At 50.6% G+C, this 19,878-nt stretch carries 10 protein-coding genes; 3 read left to right on the forward strand and 7 right to left on the reverse strand.

Features of this window, described 5'->3' with window-relative positions; translation table 11 throughout:
* Positions 1–17: 17 nt before the first annotated feature.
* Positions 18–1,277: a hypothetical protein gene (locus ACFQRK_RS02890; RefSeq protein ID WP_379003447.1), complete on the forward strand. Its 1,260-nt coding sequence runs from the start codon at positions 18–20 to the stop codon at positions 1,275–1,277.
* 11 nt (positions 1,278–1,288) lie between these two features.
* On the opposite strand, the gene ACFQRK_RS02895 is transcribed toward ACFQRK_RS02890, so the two are convergent.
* Positions 1,289–2,671, reverse strand: coding sequence for a uracil-xanthine permease family protein (locus ACFQRK_RS02895; RefSeq protein WP_379003449.1), 1,383 nt, complete (start codon positions 2,669–2,671; stop codon positions 1,289–1,291).
* A 75-nt stretch (positions 2,672–2,746) separates the two neighbouring features.
* Here ACFQRK_RS02895 and ACFQRK_RS02900 point away from each other — a divergent pair, with 75 nt between their 5' ends.
* The gene (locus ACFQRK_RS02900) at positions 2,747–4,138 is read left to right on the forward strand and encodes a uracil-xanthine permease family protein (protein WP_379003450.1); all 1,392 of its coding nucleotides are present in this window, start codon (positions 2,747–2,749) and stop codon (positions 4,136–4,138) included.
* A 155-nt stretch (positions 4,139–4,293) separates the two neighbouring features.
* Complete coding sequence (locus ACFQRK_RS02905; protein WP_379003452.1) at positions 4,294–5,139, forward strand: mechanosensitive ion channel family protein; 846 nt, start codon at positions 4,294–4,296, stop codon at positions 5,137–5,139.
* A gap of 484 nt (positions 5,140–5,623) precedes the next feature.
* On the opposite strand, the gene ACFQRK_RS02910 is transcribed toward ACFQRK_RS02905, so the two are convergent.
* The 6 genes from ACFQRK_RS02910 to ACFQRK_RS02935 all read right to left on the reverse strand — a co-directional run bounded on the left by ACFQRK_RS02910 (position 5,624) and on the right by ACFQRK_RS02935 (position 19,767).
* The gene (locus ACFQRK_RS02910) at positions 5,624–8,005 is read right to left on the reverse strand and encodes an FtsX-like permease family protein (protein ID WP_379003454.1); all 2,382 of its coding nucleotides are present in this window, start codon (positions 8,003–8,005) and stop codon (positions 5,624–5,626) included.
* A 43-nt stretch (positions 8,006–8,048) separates the two neighbouring features.
* Positions 8,049–10,397: an ABC transporter permease gene (locus tag ACFQRK_RS02915; protein WP_379003456.1), complete on the reverse strand. Its 2,349-nt coding sequence runs from the start codon at positions 10,395–10,397 to the stop codon at positions 8,049–8,051.
* Between the two features lie 231 nt (positions 10,398–10,628).
* Positions 10,629–12,971: an ABC transporter permease gene (locus ACFQRK_RS02920; RefSeq protein ID WP_379003457.1), complete on the reverse strand. Its 2,343-nt coding sequence runs from the start codon at positions 12,969–12,971 to the stop codon at positions 10,629–10,631.
* A 248-nt stretch (positions 12,972–13,219) separates the two neighbouring features.
* Positions 13,220–15,580 (reverse strand): ABC transporter permease, encoded by a 2,361-nt coding sequence (locus tag ACFQRK_RS02925; protein ID WP_379003459.1) that lies wholly within the window; start codon positions 15,578–15,580, stop codon positions 13,220–13,222.
* Positions 15,581–15,769: 189 nt separating this feature from the next.
* The gene (locus ACFQRK_RS02930; RefSeq protein ID WP_379003461.1) at positions 15,770–18,160 is read right to left on the reverse strand and encodes an ABC transporter permease; all 2,391 of its coding nucleotides are present in this window, start codon (positions 18,158–18,160) and stop codon (positions 15,770–15,772) included.
* Between the two features lie 344 nt (positions 18,161–18,504).
* Positions 18,505–19,767 carry an MFS transporter gene (locus tag ACFQRK_RS02935; RefSeq protein ID WP_379003463.1) on the reverse strand — a complete coding sequence of 421 codons (1,263 nt, stop codon included), beginning with the start codon at positions 19,765–19,767 and terminating at the stop codon, positions 18,505–18,507.
* Positions 19,768–19,878: the final 111 nt, after the last annotated feature.

Here is a 19,878-nt window from a genome sequence, read left to right on the forward strand (position 1 = left end):
TCCTGCAAACAAAAAGAATGCACCGAACGGTAGGTGATTGGGGCGTCAATCCATGGCTGGTTTACATTGGTTTGCCGCTGCTGTTTCTGATGGGATCGGAGGCTTTTTTTTCACGCATGACCTACGCGAAATGGGGATATGGAGGCATGGCAACGCTTGCGCTTTTTCAATTAAGCGGCCAAACGCGTATTCGTTTTCTCAAACAGGTATTTAGCCGAGCCCAATTTTGGCGGATCCGTTTGCTGGAGAATATGCTAATGGTTGCTCCGTTTATGCTATTTCTTCTTTATAAGGGCGAACCGCGGTTCGCTTTGGGCCTCGTGGCCTTGGCTGTTGCCTTGCTGCCGCTTCGTATCGGCACTTTCGGAATGACCATAGTATCCACACCATTCTCGGTACAGCCTTTTGAGTTTGCCGTAGGTTTTAGAAATTCCGTTGGAATGCTGCTCATCGCGTATATACTGATGGCCATCGGTATTTATGTGGATAACGAGCATCTCAGCATAGCCACTTTATTGTTGGCCGTTTTCGTATGCGCCAACTACTATGCATGGAGCGAGCCCCCTTTGTACGTTTGGGTTTACCCTTTGACGCCTCAGTCCTTCCTCGGGGTAAAGGTGAGAACGGCCTTCCGGCATTTGACGGTTGTGCTCCTTCCTATGATTCTTGCTGTCGGGTGCTTCTTTTCGGACGACTGGCTGACGGTGTTAGTGGCGTCAGCCGTGGGGTACAGCTATTTAGCCTTGGCGGTCTTGGCTAAGTACGCAGCTTTTCCGCAGAGTGTCAGTATTCCTCAGGGTGTGTTTATGGTGCTGTCATTTGTGTTTCCGCCCTTGTTGCTAGTTTCCCTACCTTATTTTTTTCGACGGGCGAAGGAGGGTAGCTGCCAAAGGCACCGCCGTGTTTTCCAGCGGATACTTCATGACATCTACATATCCCTTTTCACCGCAAAAATCGATTTGGAAATCGATGGAAAGAAATGCGGTCCTTGCCGAATCGAATTCAAGGAAAGAAGTTTCCCCGAACTTTGGATTGTCCTCGCACTCCACTTTGAAGAGCTTTCCCTTCGGCTTGCCATACTGCCAGATCGGGAAACGGAACGTCCGATCTATCTGGAAACTGTCATAGTCCTTTTGCGCCTGGGCAAGAACGGCTTCGCGTCCTTTGTCAAGCATATCTTCGTATCGGCGTTCATCGGCCATATCGGAAACCGTTCCAGGCTGCCATCCCGCAGGTTCGTCCTTCCTATGCTTTTCTTGATTTTCCATTGCTATTAAATTTTTAATTGTTATTCCCTGTGCTGCCTCTGCCGGAAAATGAGCTGCTCGAATACCATCACGAAGATGATGACCGATACGATCGGGTTACTGAAAAGGGTTGTTATAATCCTGGGGACATCTTTCCACACATCCTGCGGAAGGAGGAATAAGCCCAGGCTCAGGAACACGGAAAAGCCGACCAGGCTTTGTTCCCTTCGGCCGAAGTCAGGGGAAGTCGCCATCATGCCCGCTCCGATCCCGATAACCGTCGATGCAATGCCTAATAGCACGGCCCCCGCTACCGGCTCGGGCATCGCTGCCATGAATCCACCAACCGGTCCGATAAAAGCAAACGCGACAAAAAGGAGGGAGGCGGCTATGATAAAACTCCGGGCAGCGACCCGTGTCAGCATAACGATGCCCAGGTTCTCGCCATAGGCTACTGTAGCCGGGACGCCCAGTAAGCCGGCTAAACAGGTTTCGATTGATCCGAAATACAGGAAGGACCGCTTCATTGCGCTGTCTTGCAATGTATGTCCGACGACATCTGCATAGCCGGTGAGATTGCCGAACATGTTCAACACCGCCATTAGGTTTACGATGATCATGATGGCAATCAGGTCAAGCGGCGGTATACCAATGCCATAGGGCAGTGCTTGGGGTACGATAAAAAAGCTCGGTTCCCGCAGTAGCTCCCATTGGAAGTTTCCACTTATCATGAAGATCAGGTAACCCGGGATGATGACGATCATCGCCGAAAGCGTACCCCATGTACCCTTCGCACGGATGGCGGTGAATATACCGACCAAAGCAAGGGCCATGGCCGCAAAGAACTGCCATCCGAAGCCGGAAGCCGTCAACAGGATGAGCCCCTGTTTGGAAATGGATAGGCCCACCACCATCACGCCGAGGATCAGGGGACTCCATATCCGCTTGATAAATTTCACCATACCCAGCAGCGCCAATGCGATAACGACAATGCCCGCAATGGCCTGAGCCAAGAAAGCCTGCTGCGCATACTCCTTACCACCTGCCGTGATGGCAGCAACAATGGCAAGCGATGGAATGATATTCGGTCCCGAAACCATGGCCATTCGATGCCCCAGCCAAGCTTGAATTAAGGTAGAGAGCCCGATAGTGACGACAATCGAAGACATGTAACCGGAAAGCTCAGCGGATTCGAATCCCATCCCAATGCCTACAATGGCATAACCCCACACAACGGCATAGATCATGGTAACCACGTATTGCAAGGTATATACGATCCAGTCCCTGCCTGAGCGGGGGCGGTCGTCGATACCGTACTCCAATTCAATGGTTCCCTTCTTCTTCCCGGCCATCATAGATACTATTTTGTCACCACGCTGCCGACCATGATGGTTTGTATCCGGATAACAGTCTAGTTCCTCCATCTGTTTAAAAAAATATAAAAGTTAACAAAAGCCCTTTGCCATTTGTATTTATGAAAACGACATATGTTAAGCATTATGGCGAAGAATACGGAAGAAAAGCCGTTGGTCTATAAGATGGATGAAAGGCCCCCGATCGGAAAATCGGTAATCTATGGTTTCCAGCATATTTTTGCAATGATCCTGGGCAGCATCACCACGGCCGTGATCATAGGAACTACGGTGGGTCTGAACACTGCACAGATTGGCTTGCTGATCGGCTACATTAACGTGGCCGTTGGGATAGCTACTATCCTACAGGTTACATTGGGAATACGGATGCCTACAATCCAAGGTTCCACATCGGGCCATATACCGGCCTATCTTGCCTTGGGCTCACTCGGCGTTTCGCTTTATTCGGACCCACTGGTCACCATGCAGTACCTGGGTGGTGCATTGCTGATCGGGGCGGTGTTCCAAGCGAGCCTGGGACTGTTCAACGTCCTGAAATGGGTAAGTCGTTTTATTTCCCCCATGACCGTGGGAATCATCATCATGATGATCGGATTGGGCCTATGGCCGGTCATTACCGATTTCATTGGCGACGGTTGGCATTATGCGATCGTGGTCATCGCATTGGTCATTCTCTTTAGTTTTGCCTTCGGGGTGATGGCCAAAACGATGTCGCTGTTCCTGGCAGTTATTATTGCATATGGTGTGGCTATCCTAGGAACCTGGCTGGGATGGTTCCCCGAAAAGCATCTCCTGTATATTAATCTCCGATCGATTGCCGAGAGCAACTGGTTCATTGCACCGGAAATCTTTCCTTGGGGTGCACCAAAATTTAATCTTGGATTCATCTTCGCAATGTCCATTCCCTACTTGACAGCATCGCTGGAATCCTTTGGCGATTACATGGCGCTATCGAAGGTAACCAAGACCGACCCACCAGAAGTAAAGCGGATAAGCCGCGGGATCGCTACCGAGGGGATTGGCAGTATAATCTCCAGTATACTGGGAGGGAGTGCCACGTCGACGTTTTCCCAGAACATCGGCGTGATCAGGTTAAGCGGCATTGCCAGCAGGTATGTGTGCGTGGTCGCGGGTATCATCCTGCTTTTAATCGGTACGATTGGTAAGTTGGGGGCGGTGATGGCAGAGATACCGGAGGTTATCCTCGGAGCCGTGTATTTAACGGCATTCGGCATACTGGCTATGACCGGACTAGAGCTGATTCTACGGGCAGAAATAAAGATGTCTCGAAATCAACTATTGATAGGAACCTCGTTGATGTTGGGTTTGTCCCTGCCTGCATATATGAAGGATAACCCGGTCGAGCTGGAAAACACTTCCCTGATGGTTTTCGTCAATGTCGTATTATCCACCCCTATGCTGGTATCGGGTCTTTGGGCTTGCCTTCTCGATAATATTCTACCCGGAACACCGGAGCAGCGGGGTATGAAGGGCTGGCTACCTGAGTCGCCCGCATAAACAGGCTGGTTTGCTGTGTCTGCAGCCCACCGAATCCGTTTACGCTGATGCCCTGTTGTGCGGAGTCACAGATCCCAAGCCCCGTCTTTTGGATAATAAGATGATTAGCCTTAGTTTTGGAGTTCATTGTCATTAATCACAAAATCATCACTATCATGCAAAACATCACAACGAAAAACATTCAAGGGTATTGGGATAATTTTTTGGCATCTGCGGCGGAATGGGCCCCGAGGATTTTATCCGGCATCGTATCGGCACTGCTTATTTACCTGATTGGCTCGTGGTTGATCCGGTTGATTAAACGCCTGGCTGCAAAGGCATTTGAACGCCAAAAACTGGATATCTCGCTTCAGCGGTTTCTCAATAACCTCATCGGCTGGATATTGAATATCCTGTTGTTTATCGTGGTTATTACACAGTTGGGCGTACAGGCCTCCGCCTTTGTTGCCATTATCGGTGCTGCCGGTCTGGCCATAGGATTGGCGCTGCAGGGATCGCTGGCCAACTTTGCGGGCGGGGTGCTTATCCTGGTATTGAAGCCTTTTCGGATCGGTGACTTTATCGAATCTGATTCCGGCGTTTCCGGTACCGTTTATGACATAGATATTTTCAATACCAAATTGAATACGCCCCAAAACCAATTAGTTGTTGTACCCAACGGCGAGTTGTCAAATAGTAGCATCACCAATTATACGCTACTGGGTACGCGACGTACTTGGTTCAATATCGGGGTTTCCTATTCGGTGGACCTCAGGCAAGCCAAACAGATTTTACTGGACGTTGTGAAGCGCAATGAATATGCATTCGAGGACCCCGCACCGCAGATCGTAGTCACCGAACTAGGTGACAGTGCGGTGAACCTGTCCGTGCGCGTTACCACTACCAATGAAAACTTTTGGACGATGCAGGAACAGTTGATCATCGATTGCAAAGATGCGCTGGACCGAGCCGGAATTGAAATTCCATTTCCCCAGCGCGATGTGCATCTGTATAAAAAGTAGGATAACCGAAAGGTATTAAAGTTTGCCTCCAGCCCACCTTCCCTTATCCCTCATTCGGGCCATATCCCGGTGATACCCGAGTATATCTCGGCAAAAAGGCCAAAAAGCGGCACTTTACCGAAGGGTGCACGGCAAACCTACGGGAGAAAGGCACATTTGGAGGGCATCGGAAGTGGGATAGAGCGACATGGTATGACGCCGAGGCGTATTTGGCTTCGGAGCTCCGTTTGATCTCCGAGCCAACTCGGTCTGCTCGATCGACGCCGGCCAAACCAAGGTAGTACGGAGTCCAAACCAAAATCAAAGGAAGACCAAACGGAGCTCCAAAGAGATATCGAAGAACCATGTGTTTGTATGCCGTGCGGCCGGTATCCGACCAAGAGGCGGGGCCGGTGGCTACGGCGTTATCAGATGGCAGCTACCATGTCGTTTTGAAGTATTTATCGACGCCATAGTAAACAATCGTTTTTTTTACAGGCGCTTCTCATTCATCCCGCAAGCTATCCACCGGATTGGCCACCGCCGCTTTGACGGCCTGAGCGCCCACGGTAAGTACCGCAATCAACACAGCAACCAACCCCGCCGCCGCAAACATCCACCATTGGATGTCAATACGGTAGGCAAAGCCTTGCAGCCAGCTGTGCATAATCCACCAGGCCAGGGGCGAAGCAATGACGATGGCCGCGAGAACCAGTTTCACGAAATCCTTCGAGAGCAGTTGCACGATACCTGCAACCGAGGCACCCAGTACTTTACGAATGCCAATTTCTTTGGTTCGGCGTTCCGTATCGAAGGCGGCGAGACCAAATAATCCCAGACATGAGATCAAAATCGTTAGCAAGGCAAAATATTTTGCCAGGACAAGCGTCTGCTCTTCCGCCAAGTACTGTGCCCGGAAGGATTCTTCCAAAAATTTCAGATCCAGCGTATAACCTGGATTCCATGTTGAATAAAGGCGGTGGAGCTCGGCAATGACATTGTGTGCCGACCCTTCCCGGATACGCACCATGGCCATACCGATTTGTTCGGGATTGTAGTAAAAAACCAAGGGGGCGATAGGCTGGTGAATGGATGCGGTGTGAAAATCCTTGACCACCCCCAGTACGGTCTTTTCTTCCCCCCAAAACGTTACCTTGGTTCCAACGGGATCCGTTAACCCCATGACTGCTGCCGCGGTTTCATTCAATAGGAGATAGGACGCGTTATCCCCCAAATCATTCGAAAACATTTTTCCTTCGTCCAGCCGTATACCAAGCGTTGGAATCAGGTTTTCGTCAACCGACCGGACCATGAAGTCGATGTTCCGGCTTGCGTCCTTTCCGGGCCATTCCAATCCATAGGTAGAGGATCCCCCGTCCTCGGTGATGAGTGTCTGACTGATTCCGCCTGCCTGAATTACGCCCGGAACCTTTTTGATCTCTTCAAAGAGTGTGTTTTTGTGTTCAAATGCTTTACCCTCCAGATTAAAGTAGACGACATGTTCCTTTTCATAGCCGACCGGCTTATTTCGTGCAAACTCAATTTGTTGGTAAACGATAAGGACCGATACGATCAGCACAAACGATACAACAAACTGAAAGATAACCAATCCCTTTCTTACAAGGAACTGACCGATCTTGCCTTCCAATTTTCCTTTAAGTGTAGCCAGGGGCCTGAATCCCGAAAGGTAAAGAGCCGGATAGCTGCCGGCCAGTACGCCGGTTATTAGCGTAAGTGAAAAAAATGCGAACAGCTGGCTGGGTGAGTACTGAAGTGCCAACTGCTTACCCGTAATGAAATTGAACTGCGGCATCAATACGGACGCAAGGACCAACGCGATGACCGCCGCCACGAACGTGACCAAAATCGACTCGCCCAAAAACTGGTAAATCAAGCTCCGTCGCCCGCTTCCCAGCAGTTTCTTAATGCCGATTTCCTTCATTCTGCCTGAGACTTTCGCCGTCGATAGATTCATAAAGTTGATCGAAGCAATCAGCAATAGCAGGAAGGCAATGGCAGAAAATAACCTGACATAGGTAATCCTGCCGCCGGCCTGCTCGCCGCCCTCATAATTGCCATAGAGGTACGCATCGGAGTATTTTCGTATAAAAAGGGAGAAAATGTTGCCGTTTTGGTACCGGTCGATATACCGTTCAATCTTTTTATTGAACGCCGCTACATCCACTCCTTCCGTTAATAAAAGATACGTTTGAGGACCGGTATTATTCCAGGAAGCGCCGTTTGTCCAGACGTCTTCAATCAACTTTTGCTTGGTTAGTACCACATCGAATTGAAGCGTGGAGCGGGGATCCACATTTTTAAATACGCCTGTTACCGCAGACAGATGGTCAACGCCGAATGCGCTCCATTCGATGGGTTTGCCCAATGCCGCCTCCGTAGTTCCGAATAGCTTTAATGCCATGTCTTCGGAAATGACGACACTGTTTTTTTCCTTCAATACGGCGGCGGATTCTCCTTGTATGAGTGGAAACGTGAAAACTTCAAAAAAAGAACGGCTCGAAAACAAGCAGGCAGATTTGAATGAGTTTACACCACTCTTCATCGTGATGTCCATGCCTTCTCGCACCAGATTCATTACCATCACAGACTTTTCCACATCTGGAAGGTCTTTTTCCATCGCTTCTGACAGGGGTCCCTGCGTATTCTCAAGAGTTCTTATTTGGCCGTTTTCGATGCTTTTTTGCAGCACCTGGTAGAGCCTTTCGTCATTGGCGTGAAACTTATCTACGGCCCTTTCATCTTGTACCCACAAGTAAAGTAAAAACGCAAAAGCCAGACCTGTCGAGAGTCCCACCAGGTTAATGACGAAAGAAGACCGGTGTTTTCGTACACTTCGGAAAGCAATGGTCAGCATATGTTTTAACATACCGTTGTTTTTTTGTTTCTTTATTTTTCTCTTTCACTTCCGTTTACTCGTCACGCAAACTATTCACCGGGTTGGCCATTGCTGCCCGTATAGCCTGCCCACTCACGGTGAGCAGCGCGATGAACAAAGCCCCGAACCCGATGAAGGCAAATACCCACCAGTGGATATCGATATGATAGGTGAATTTATTCAGCCAGCTGTCCATTACCCAATGCGCGATTGGAATGGCTACGAGGCAGGCAATACCAACCAGGGTTAAAAACTCCTTATTGAGTAGGCTGACCAAAGACAGTGTGGATGCACCCAAAACCTTTCGTACCCCAATTTCCTTGGTGCGATTCTCGGCCATGTAGGCGGCAAGGCCAAATAGGCCGAGGCATGAGATGAAAATGGTGAGGAAGGTAAAGAGACCCGCAATGTTACCTAGCCGTTGGGTATCCCTAAATTTTGCGGCATACTCCTGATCGATGAAGCTGTAATTAAACGGCTCATTGGGGTTATATTCCTTCAAGATTTGCCGGGTTTTATCCAGCGCAACCTGTGTGGATAAGTCCGGGTTAAATTTAATGTGCATGACGGAAAACCAACTGCTGGCACCATACATCACAATGGGCCGGATTTGTTCAAATGGAGAGCCCATGATCACATCTTTCACCACACCTACGATATGCCAGTTCCTCCCTTGGTCACGGATGGTCTTGCCGATTGGATTATCAAGGCCCATGGCGCGTTGTGCGGATTCGGTAATCATTGCGGCATTGGAGTCGGTCGGAAAGTTGGTGAGATCTAGATCCCGCCCTTGCACCAGCTCCATACCCAAGGTCGTCACGGCGTCTTCGTCGACATGGAGGTGGTCAAAAGTCTGGCTGTTGCCAGGTGTCTTTCCATCCCAATCAATAAAGCCGTTGCTCCAGATGCTTGTCACGGGGGAGAGGCTACGGGTAATCGACGTTGCCACGTTATCGTTGAGCAGTGCGTGTTTAATCAACGGAAAATTCTTGGGGATATCGCCCGATAGGAAGACATAGATGAGGTTGTTTTTGTCGTAACCGTTCTGTCGATTCTGAGCGTGCTGGATCTGTTGCCGGATAATTAGTGTGGCCGCCATGAGGACAATGGCGATGGTAAATTGCAGCACGACCAAAGCCTTGCGGGGGCTGACCGCTTGGTTGAACCCTCTGAACGTGCCTTTGAGTACCTTCACCGGCTCGAATCCGGAGAGGAAGAAGGCTGGATAGCTTCCTGCCAGGATTCCCGTAAACAGGATGACCCCCAAGATGCCTACCCAAAGGGATATGCTGTTGAAGTCGATGGCCAGCTTGGTGCCTATCAATTCCCCAAAGGCAGGGAGGCTCACGAATACAATAGCAATGGATAGTACACCTGCAAGTGACGCCAACAGGATGGATTCCGTTAGAAACTGGCCCATGAGCGCATACCGCCGTGCGCCGACGGCCTTCCGTATCCCCACCTCTTTGGCACGTTTTTCAGAGCGGGCGGTGGATAGGTTCATGAAATTGATGCAGGCAATAAGAAGAATAAATACGGCAATAGCCGTAAAGAGCTGTACCATTTCAATACGCCCGCCGGCGAGGTGGCCGTTTTTAAACTCGGAGTGCAACCACCAATCCGGGAACGAATGGAGGAAAATCTCGTTTTTCGTGTCGCCGTTTTTAATGGAAACGTCTTGGATGTTTTGGTTGACCCGGGCCAATTGCGCCTGGGGAGCGAGTTCCACATAAGTGGTCACGGAATTGTTGCCCCAAAGGTCGTCCGACCGGCCAAGGCGTTCCATGTACGTCCACGGCAGCAGGTAGTCAAACCGGAACCGCGTGTTGGTGGGCAGGTTTTTAAGTACGCCCGATACCATGGCGTAGTCGGCGCTGTCTATGCGCACCTGTTGCCCCAGTACGTCCGTCTTGCCGAACAGCCGCATGGCTAGTGATTCGGTGAGGACGATGCCATTGGCATGGGATAGTGCTATCTTGGGATTGCCAGCAACGAGCGGAAAATCAAATAGGGAGAGGAACGTACTGTCCACAAACGCGCCCCCGGCGTTGGCCTGGGTTTCCTCCACGGTAAAGAGGAAGCCTGTGCGTGAATAGCGGGTGGCTTGTGCGACCTCCGGATAATCAGCAACAAGGGTTGGGCCCAAGGGTTTTGGGGTATTGGGCCAGCAATGAAGTTCATTGTTCAGCATGCCGCGATTCATGACCACATATAGGCGGTCGCCCTTGGCGTGGAATTTGTCGACACTCCGTTCGTGCTTTACCCACATGAGGATGAGCAAGGCGCTGGCCAAGCCAAGGGCTAATCCGGAGATATTTAGGACGGAGAAACCCCTGCGTTTGCCGAGGTTTCTCCATGCGATTTTAAAATTGTTTCCTATCATTATTCGTTATTTTTTCGTCCTTGTTTTCTTAAATCGCTCATTCCTTTTCCTGCCCCAATTGTTTCAGCCTGTTGGAAAGGCAGTCTTGGATACAGTAGCGAAGCGCCCTGGATCCACACCCGCAATTCCCTTCCTACCCGCACTTGTTTCGGCCTGTTGCGAAGGCGTCCTAGGATACAGTAGCGAAGCGCCCTGGATCCAGACGACGCGTAACAGGCTGAAACCTTCACATCATTCATCCCTCAAACTATCCACCGGGTTGGCCATTGCTGCCCGTATAGCCTGCGAACTCACAGTGAAGATCGCAATGAGCAAGGCACCCAAGCCCGCCAACCCGAATACCCACCAATGCAGATCGATGCGATACTGGTAGTTGCCCAGCCAATCGCTCATTACCCACCAAGTAACCGGGAAAGCTAGTGTGCAGGACACCAGTACGAGCATAACGAATTCGCGATTGAGTAATCCCACCAACGATGCAACGGAGGCGCCCAGCACCTTGCGGATACCCATTTCTTTGATGCGCCGTTCGGCAGTAAATGCCGCCAGGCCGAAGAGGCCGAGGCAGGAAACGACGATGGATAATAGGGCGAATACACCGGCAAGTTTCTGGATAAGCATCTCCGACTTGAATATGTCGTTAAACTGGTCATCCAGGAAACCGTATTCGAAGGGGTACCCCGGATTATGAACTTTCATAACTTCCTCAATCTGGGCAATGATTTTTGGAAGGTCTGCACCTGCTCTGGTTTTGATATTCAGAATACCTCCGGACAAGTTGAAAGGGCGGAAGAACACCGGTGCCGAAGGTGCATAAACATCGTTGTATATAAAGTCTTTCACCACTCCAGCCACCATGTACGGATCACCGTCCCAATACACCGTTTTACCGGCAGCCTTGCCGTCGGGACTGATCAACTTTGCGAAAGCTTCGTTGATGATGATGCTGCTGCTATCGCCCAGCATGGCCGGCCTAAAATTGCGCCCATCCACCAGTTCCATACCCATCGTGGGGATAAAGCCGTCATCGGCCCATTGGTACGATAACGTAGCCTGCTCGTTGGGATCTTTCCCTACCCAGTCCATGCTGGTACGCACACCGATATGAAGGACACTTCCACTGCTCAATCCAGTGCGCTCTACATTACCGGTAGCCATGAGTTGTTGTTTAATGGCATCGTAATGTTTGGTCATTTCGCCCCGCAGCGGTACGGTAACCACCCGGCTGAGTTCAAAGCCCAGGTCGCGGCCTTTAACATGTTGGATTTGCTGGAAGATGACGGTCGTGCAGATGATGAGTGTAATGGAAGCGGTATACTGCAATATCACTAGCCCACGCCGTATAAACCCGGCCGCACCCGCCTTTTGTTTGGCCCCTTTCAGCGTGGCTATCGGATTGAACGCGGAAAGGTAAAAAGCAGGGTAGACGCCAGACAGGATGCCACAGATCAAGACGATACCGACAAGGAAGTAGTGGTGTTCGGGTTTCAACAGGTCGACTACCAATTCTTTTTCGACCAAGGTATTGAATGCACCGATACCCAAATAAACGAGCCCAACCGACAGCAGGCCCGCTATTGCGGCCAGAATAATCGATTCCCCCAAAAACCGGCTGATAAGCGAGGTTTTCGAGGCGCCGACCACTTTGCGCATACTGACCTCCTTAGCGCGCTTTTCAGAACGGGCCGTGGCGAGGTTCATGAAGTTGATACAGGCAATCAGCAGCACCACCCATGCAATAAGACCGAACAGCCGGACATACTTCATGCGGCTTTCCTGCTCGTTGCCATCCGCATCGAAATTATTGTAAAGTCGCCAGCGCTCCATCGGGTAGAGGAAGTTGTGGACCTTATCGGGTTCACTGCCCGACTCACGGATTACCACCTCATTGAGCATGTGGTTTACGTTGGCTAGATTTGCCGAGGGTTCTAGCTGGACATAGGTCATGATTACGGCATTCCGCCAATCCCTGACCCAGCCGTTTTCCTTTTCAAAGGTTTCGAACGGGACGAGCCAATCAAACTGGACGGTGCTGTTTGTGGGCAGGTCTTTGACCACGCCGGAGATTATATAATCTTCCTTGCCATTGACGCGTACGGATTTACCAAGTGCGGAACTGTCACCGAAGAGACGTCCGGCAGCAGATTGTGAAATAACCAGGTCATTGGGGTTATCCATGGCTGTAGCCCTGCTGCCTTCCACAAAGTCCAATGAGAAAATATCCATGAATTCAGGGTCGACGATGTGGCCGTTTTGGTAAATACCGTTGTCACCGACCGTGAATAAATAGGAATTACTCCAATTTGCCCGTGCCGCATATCGGATTTCAGGTATATCGGCCTTCATCACGGGCCCAAGTAAGCCCGAGACTGCGTCCGTGCCCTGTGCAGATTTTATAATGTATATATCCTCTTTGTTGGGGAAATGGCTGTCGTACCCGACTTCATCCTCAATCCATAAAAAAATAAGCGAAGCTGCTGCTATGCCCACGGCAAGCCCCAAAATGTTGAGTGAGCTGTAACCACGCGTCCTCCAAAGGTTTCGTAGGGCAGTTTTGATGTAGTTATGTATCATTATTCTCTTGCTCTTTGTCGTTTTATATTTTCTTGACGCTTTCATGCAATACGGTCGCCAAAAACCTCCACTCACTTGTTTCAGTCTGTTACGAAGGCGGCCTAGGATACAGTAGCGAAGCGCCCTGAATCCACACCCGCAATTCCCTTCCTACCCGCACTTCTTTCAGCCTGTTGCGAAGGCGGCCTAGGATACAGCAGCGCAGCGCCCTGGATCCAGACGACGCGTAACAGGCTGAAACTAACACATCACTCATCCCTCAAGCTATCCACCGGATTCGCCACAGCCGCCCGTATAGCCTGTCCGCTCACCGTTAGCAACGCTATTACCACCGCTGCCAATCCAGCCACAGCAAACATCCACCATTGGGTATCAATGCGGTACGCAAAGTCTTCCAACCACTTGTTCATGGCCCACCAGGCGACAGGACAAGCGATGATTACCCCAATCAGTACCAATTTCACGAAATCTTTCGATAGCAATCCGGCAACGCTGGATACCGAAGCCCCCAGCACCTTGCGGATGCCGATTTCTTTGATACGGGTTTCTGCGATGTACGACGCCAGTCCGAATAGCCCCAGACAGGAAATAGAAATGGCTAGCAATGAAAATATAAGTGATAACGCAGCCATCTGTTGCTGATCGTTGAACTTTTCGGCATACCGCTCATCGACAAACTGATAATTGAAGGGGTATGCCGGATTGAATTTCTTCAGGATACCCGCTATGGTTTGCAGGTTCTGCTGCATCGGGCGGTGTTCGTCGGTACGGATAATCATATTGAGCAGCCAGTTCTTGGATGCAGACACCAGCATCGGCGATACATCCCGGTAAGGGGAATCATAGATGAAGTCTTTGAATATGCCTACGATGGTGTAGGTTGTATTGCCTTTTTTCAGGTATTTGCCGATGGGATTTTCCAGCCCCATGGTTTTGACGGCCGTTTCATTCAATAAAACAGAACTGCTGTCTGCCGGTAAACGGGCGTAATCCAAATCGCGACCATCGACGAGTGTCAAACCCAGGGTGTTAATGAAATCACTCTCCGTGCGTGCCAGTACAAACGACGAGTTTTCGGTCTGTTCGGGCGTAGCGCCTTCCCACGAAATGTTTCCACTGGTAGAGGATCCATTCACCGTGATCGACCAGCCCGTGCGTGTCACGCCTTTGACAGCGCCACTGCGCAGCAATTCGGCCTTGATGGCTTCGTAATGGTTGGCAGCATCACCCTCTATCGGAATTTCGATCAGTTGCGATGTCATATACCCAACGTTACGTTCGCTGGCGTGGCGGATCTGGAGACGCATAACCAGCGTGGCGACGATCAAGACTACGGCAATGCCGAATTGCATGATTACCAACACTTCGCGCAGGCTTAACGTGTACCTGCTCTTCTTGATGAGGCCCTTTAGGGTTTTGACCGGCTGAAAAGCAGCGAGAACAAATGCCGGGTAAATACCTGCCAGTAATCCCGTACCCAGGATAAAGCCCAGTAGTGCCAACCAAAGCAGGGGGTCGGCTACCGAAAGCGAAAGCGGCTTGTCCAGTACCGCGTTGAACAGCGGGAGCGCGGCAAAGCTCAGGCCGATAGCAAGTATCCCGGCAATAAAAGCAATCAAAACGGATTCTGTCAAGAACTGCCCGATCAGGCTGCGCTTTCCAGCGCCCACGACCTTGCGAACGCCGACCTCTTTTGCACGTTTCTGGCTCCGTGCCGTGCTGAGATTGATGAAGTTAATGCAGGCGATACATAAGATCAAGAGGCCTATTCCGATAACCAAACGGACTTCCTCGATTTTTCCGCCTACCGGAATGCCATTTTCGAAGCGCGAATACAGATGCATGCGGGACATCGGATAGAGGAATACCGAATTGGACTTCAGGTCGGGCACGTGTTTACGGACGAGGGGGGCGATCTTTTGGTTAAATGCTTCGGCGTCCGTTCCCGCGCGTAGCCGGACGTAGGTATAAAATGTGTACGTATTCCAGTTGTTTCCATACGTTTCAATGTTGTCGAGCGGTATCAAGTAGCCGAAATCAAAATCGGTATGGCTGGGAAGGTCTGCAAGCACAGCAGTCACTTTATACGGTTCTTCATTGTCCAGTGTTACGATTTTCCCCAGCGGATCTTCACTGCCAAATAAACTCCTGGCTAGTTGTTGCGTCAGGACGATATTCTTTTGACCATCCAGCGCATGGGTGGGGGACCCGCTTATCGCGGGGAAATCAAAAATTTGCAAAAAGGAGGGGTCGACCTCGTTTCCCGCTGATTTGAGGCTTTGGTTGCCGTAGGTCAATAGCCGGTCGGTAGACCAATACATGCGCGCGGCGTGTTCCACTTCCGGATAATCTTCCATTAGTGCCATGGCTGCAGGCCCGGAGGTGACGTCATGGACGCTTACTTTCCCTTCATCCGAATACCGGTTCCAAAGTTTATAGATATCACCTTTACGGGCATAAAAATTGTCGTACTGCAATTGATTCTGCACCCACAGCGCGATGACCAATACGGCCGCGATACCGGCGGACAGCCCGATGATATTAATGGCGGAATATCCTTTGTTTTTCCATAGGGAACGCCAGGAAGTTTTGAGGTAGTTCTTTATCATTTCCTTAATAGTCTATACAAGACGCCTATTCGTTAAACGAACCGGTCCATATTTCTTGTTCTTCTCATCCATTCCATTTCACTCATCTTATCTTCCTACCCACACTTGTTCAGCCTGTTGCTAGGGGGCCTAGGATACAGTGGCGAAGCGCCATGGATCCAGACGATGTAATAGGCGGAAACTAATACATCACTCATCCCTCAACGAATCCACCGGATTGGCCACCGCTGCCCTAACCGCTCGAAGCGAGACCGTGATCAAGGCAATAGCCATTACCATGCATGCGGTCAATGCAAACATCCACCAACCTATTTCAATCCGGTAGGGGAACGCCTCCAGCCAAAGTGACGCCCCTAAGTAGCCAATGGGCAATGCAACCAGCAGTGATAAGGCTACCAGCAAAACAAACCGCAGGGACAGCAAGCGGACCAGCTGGATGACCGAAGCCCCCAACACCTTGCGGATGCCGATCTCCTTGGTACGCAGGCGCGCTAGCTGGGCCGCTAAGCCGAACGTGCCCGCACAGGCAATGAAGATAGCGATGGCTCCGGCGGTGGCTATCAGGGTCATTACCATGTCTTCTCGTTCGTATTGCTTGTCGAAAACTTCGTTGCTATACGAATACGAAAACGTACCGGTAGCTGGGATTTTGGCAAATGTCTCCTGCAGGTAAGTGACCACCGGCTTCGCTTTTGCCGGATCAAGCCGTATGCTAATGAATTGTCCACCGTTGAGCATGGTCGGTGCACCATTCACATTGGCGAAATGAACCAAAGGCTCAATGCCGCTGTTAAGTGACCGGTAGTTGAAATCTTCCGTCACACCAATGACCGTACTGGTTTCGGACGCTTCGCCCTGTGCGTGGATGGACTGACCGATGGCTATTTCTGGCGTCCAGCCAAATGCTTCGGCGGCGGTGCGGTTCAGGATGACGGCATTCTGCCTGGCGACCGCCCGTTCGTCATAAAAATTGGCGCCTGCGAGGAACCGGATGCCATAGGCGGGGAAATACGCGCTATCCACGTCATAGCTCACCCTGCAATAGACCTCTTTGCCGTCGCATTGGAAGGTGTCGAACCAATTCCGGTACTGCCCCGGAACGTTTTGCCCCACGGAGTAGCGTTCCACTTCGGGAAACCGGTTAAGCCCGCGTATCGCGTGGTCTAGGGTTTGATAAGCCTTTTCACGATCTTTGAATCCCAAATAGGAATCGATTACCATCACCTGTTCCTTGTCGAAGCCCAAGTCGGCCCGTTTCATGTGGTACATCTGCTGTTGGACCACCACCGTGAGGAATACGAACACGACGGCAAGCGAAAACTGAAGTACGATAAGGCTTTGTTGCAAGGCGTTGCGCTTCGGTAGCATGGCTATTTGTCCCTTCAAAGAGAGCGCCACCGGAGTACGGAGAAGCCGCCGGGTCGGAATCCAAGCAGCCACGAAGGCAAGTGCGATAAAAATAAGGCCTACCTGTATCAACACCGGATAATCCAATCGCCATCGGAAGTCCACGGAGAATTCGGTGAGCACTTCGGCGTTGAAGTATCGGATAAGCGGCGATATTAGCGCTAAACTGATAATCAGCGATATACTAACAACCGCGGCGGTTTCCCAAAGGAATAAGCCGAGCACCTGCCGTTTCAACGATCCCAATACACTGCGCACACCGATTTCGCGGATGCGATACAACGCCGATGCCGACGTGAGGTTGATGAGGTTGACACCTGCGATCAGCACCAGAAAAAGTACGATGAGGCGTAGGCCGCCCACATAGTACGGCAGCATGGGTTCATAGCGCGGCGTGATATCCTTAAATAGGATAAGTCCCAATTGGGGGTGTCGATCTTTTTGAGGGTAATAGCGCGGTGCAGCGGCCATCAGCTTTTCTTCGAAGGCGGTACGATCGGCATCCGCTTTGAGTAGGACGTAGGACGTAAGGAACCGGGCTTCCCCCTCATCAGCCATCTGTCTGAAATAAGGCGTATGGCGATATAGCCATTGCGTCGGCATCAACGCGGTGAAATTCAATGATGATGCGCCCGGGAGCGGTTCCAGCACCCCCGTCACTGTCAGTCGCAGTGAGTCGTTCCATCGGATTTCCTTTCCTACAGGGTTGATATCACCGAACACCCGCAACGCAAGTTCGTTGGAAAGTACAATGCTGTTAATGTCGGTCAGCGCCGTAGCAGTATCACCATAGAGAAGGGGGAACGTAAACATGTGAAGAAAGTCTGGATCCACAAAATCCGGGTTGACCGACCAGTCACCCTCACCGTAGCCCAACAGGTAGTTGTCCCAGGTAAGCATCCGGGTGTACCGTTCCACCTCGGGAAAATCTGTATGGAGCCGTTCGGCGATCGGGAAGACCGTTCCCGGTGCAAGCGGATTCTTGTCATCACCTTCCTGTAGCCCATAGAGCCGGTTGCCTTGCTCATGGAAACCATCGAATGTGACCAGCTTGCTTACCAACAGCAGCATGGCGATAACGCTGGTGAGGCAAAACGTGAGCGAAAGGATATTGATGGTCGTGAACAGCTTGTGCTTCCACAGCGTCCGGAATATGATGTTAAGTTCGGTCATTTAATTCTTGTTTTTAAACCAGTTGCACTCAGGTCTTCATTTGTCGAGACCTACAATGCAAAGACTCGACTGAATCCATTATGACAAAAAGAACAGATTTAAAGCCAAAAATACAACCTACTGATAATGAGAATTATGTGTGTGCGTCCCACCGCAGCGGTGTTCGATACCGAACACCTGCTGTTCATTTATGGACAATGGGACAAAATTGCTATTTTTTTAGTGTTGACCCCGGTTCACTATTAATCGTTACGATGTCGGAATTCCGTTTAGCATCGCTTTCAATTTTCCCGGTTGACGCTCCGTTTTGCTTAATCGAGACAAATCCAGGAAAGGAAGACGGGTTAGTTGGTACCCATTTCCTCTTCCAACACCTCAGAAGCAACCTCATTGACGCCCAGTTTCATCAGTTCGGGCACGAAAAACGATACGATTCCAATCACACCGATTACACTGCCCAATATGACAAAGGTGAGGGCGATGCCAACCGTGTCGGCTAAAAAGCCTGTACTGAGAAGTCCGATCATGGATGGTAGCAGTGCAATGCTGAAGTACATGGAAAATACCCGCCCAAGCATGGCTGGGTCGATTTTTTCTTGTAGAATGGTTGTAAAGGATGCATTATAAATCGACGCGGCAACGCCGCCAAGGACGGTGAGCGCCACGAAGAAAACAAACCCCGTGACGGGAAGTATACCGGATGCAGCCAAACTAACACCTAGCAAGATGTGCATGGCATTGATGATGATAATCTTATTCATCGTAGGCTTGAATATCCCCAATAAACCGCCGCCTACGAGCATACCAATGCCCCAGACCACTTCGATCACACTCATTTCGAATTTTCCGCCACCAAAATGCTGAAGCGTCAGCAGCGGGAATAATACAGCCACGGGCATGATGCAGAAAGTTGCCAGAATAGAAAATCCGAAAAGCCAGGATATGCCTTTGTTTGACGTCACCGCCGCTATGCCCAGACGAAGGTCGCGTAGCACCTGCTTTATCCCTTGCTGTTGTTCTGTTGCATCTTTTTTGGGATTGGGAATGTGTACCAATAGCAAAGAAGCGATGGCAAAGACAGCCCCGCCGATGTCGAGTAGCAATACATAGCCAATATCCATCAAGCCGATTGCCAATGCGCCGAGCGCCGGACCAGCAATACTCGATACCGATTGGATGACTTGGTTGATCCCCCCAATGCGAAGCAATTCCGATTCGGGAGCAAGAAGTGGGACCGATGCCTGCATGGCAGGCATGTGGAAGGCCGATCCAACTGACCGCAGGGCTAGCAGGATATAGATGAAAATCAGCTCGGAATACCCGAGGTAGAAAAGTAAGGACATGAACAGGGTACACAACGCAATGAACCCGTCGGCCGCGATCATGGTGCGTTTGCGGTCCCAGCGGTCGATATAAACACCGGCAAATGGGCCAATAATGGTTTGGGGAAGAAATGCAGCAATGGCCGCGAATGCCAGTACTTCGGCCGAACCGGTTTCGAGGCTGAGCCAGATGATGATCGCAAAATTTACGGCAGAACTACTAAGCAAGGACACAAATTGTCCGGTCCATATGATGGCGAATGTTCGCTTCCAAGTAGGTGTCATGGTATCAATGATTCGTTTATTGCCTTTCCGGGGACGCGCGGGCAGATCCGACGGAAAAAAATGATTAAAACTAAGACGTAAAAAAATAACGGATTGTTTCAGGTAAAACCT

Source organism: Parapedobacter sp. GCM10030251 (assembly GCF_042666505.1).
Lineage (GTDB): Bacteria > Bacteroidota > Bacteroidia > Sphingobacteriales > Sphingobacteriaceae > Parapedobacter.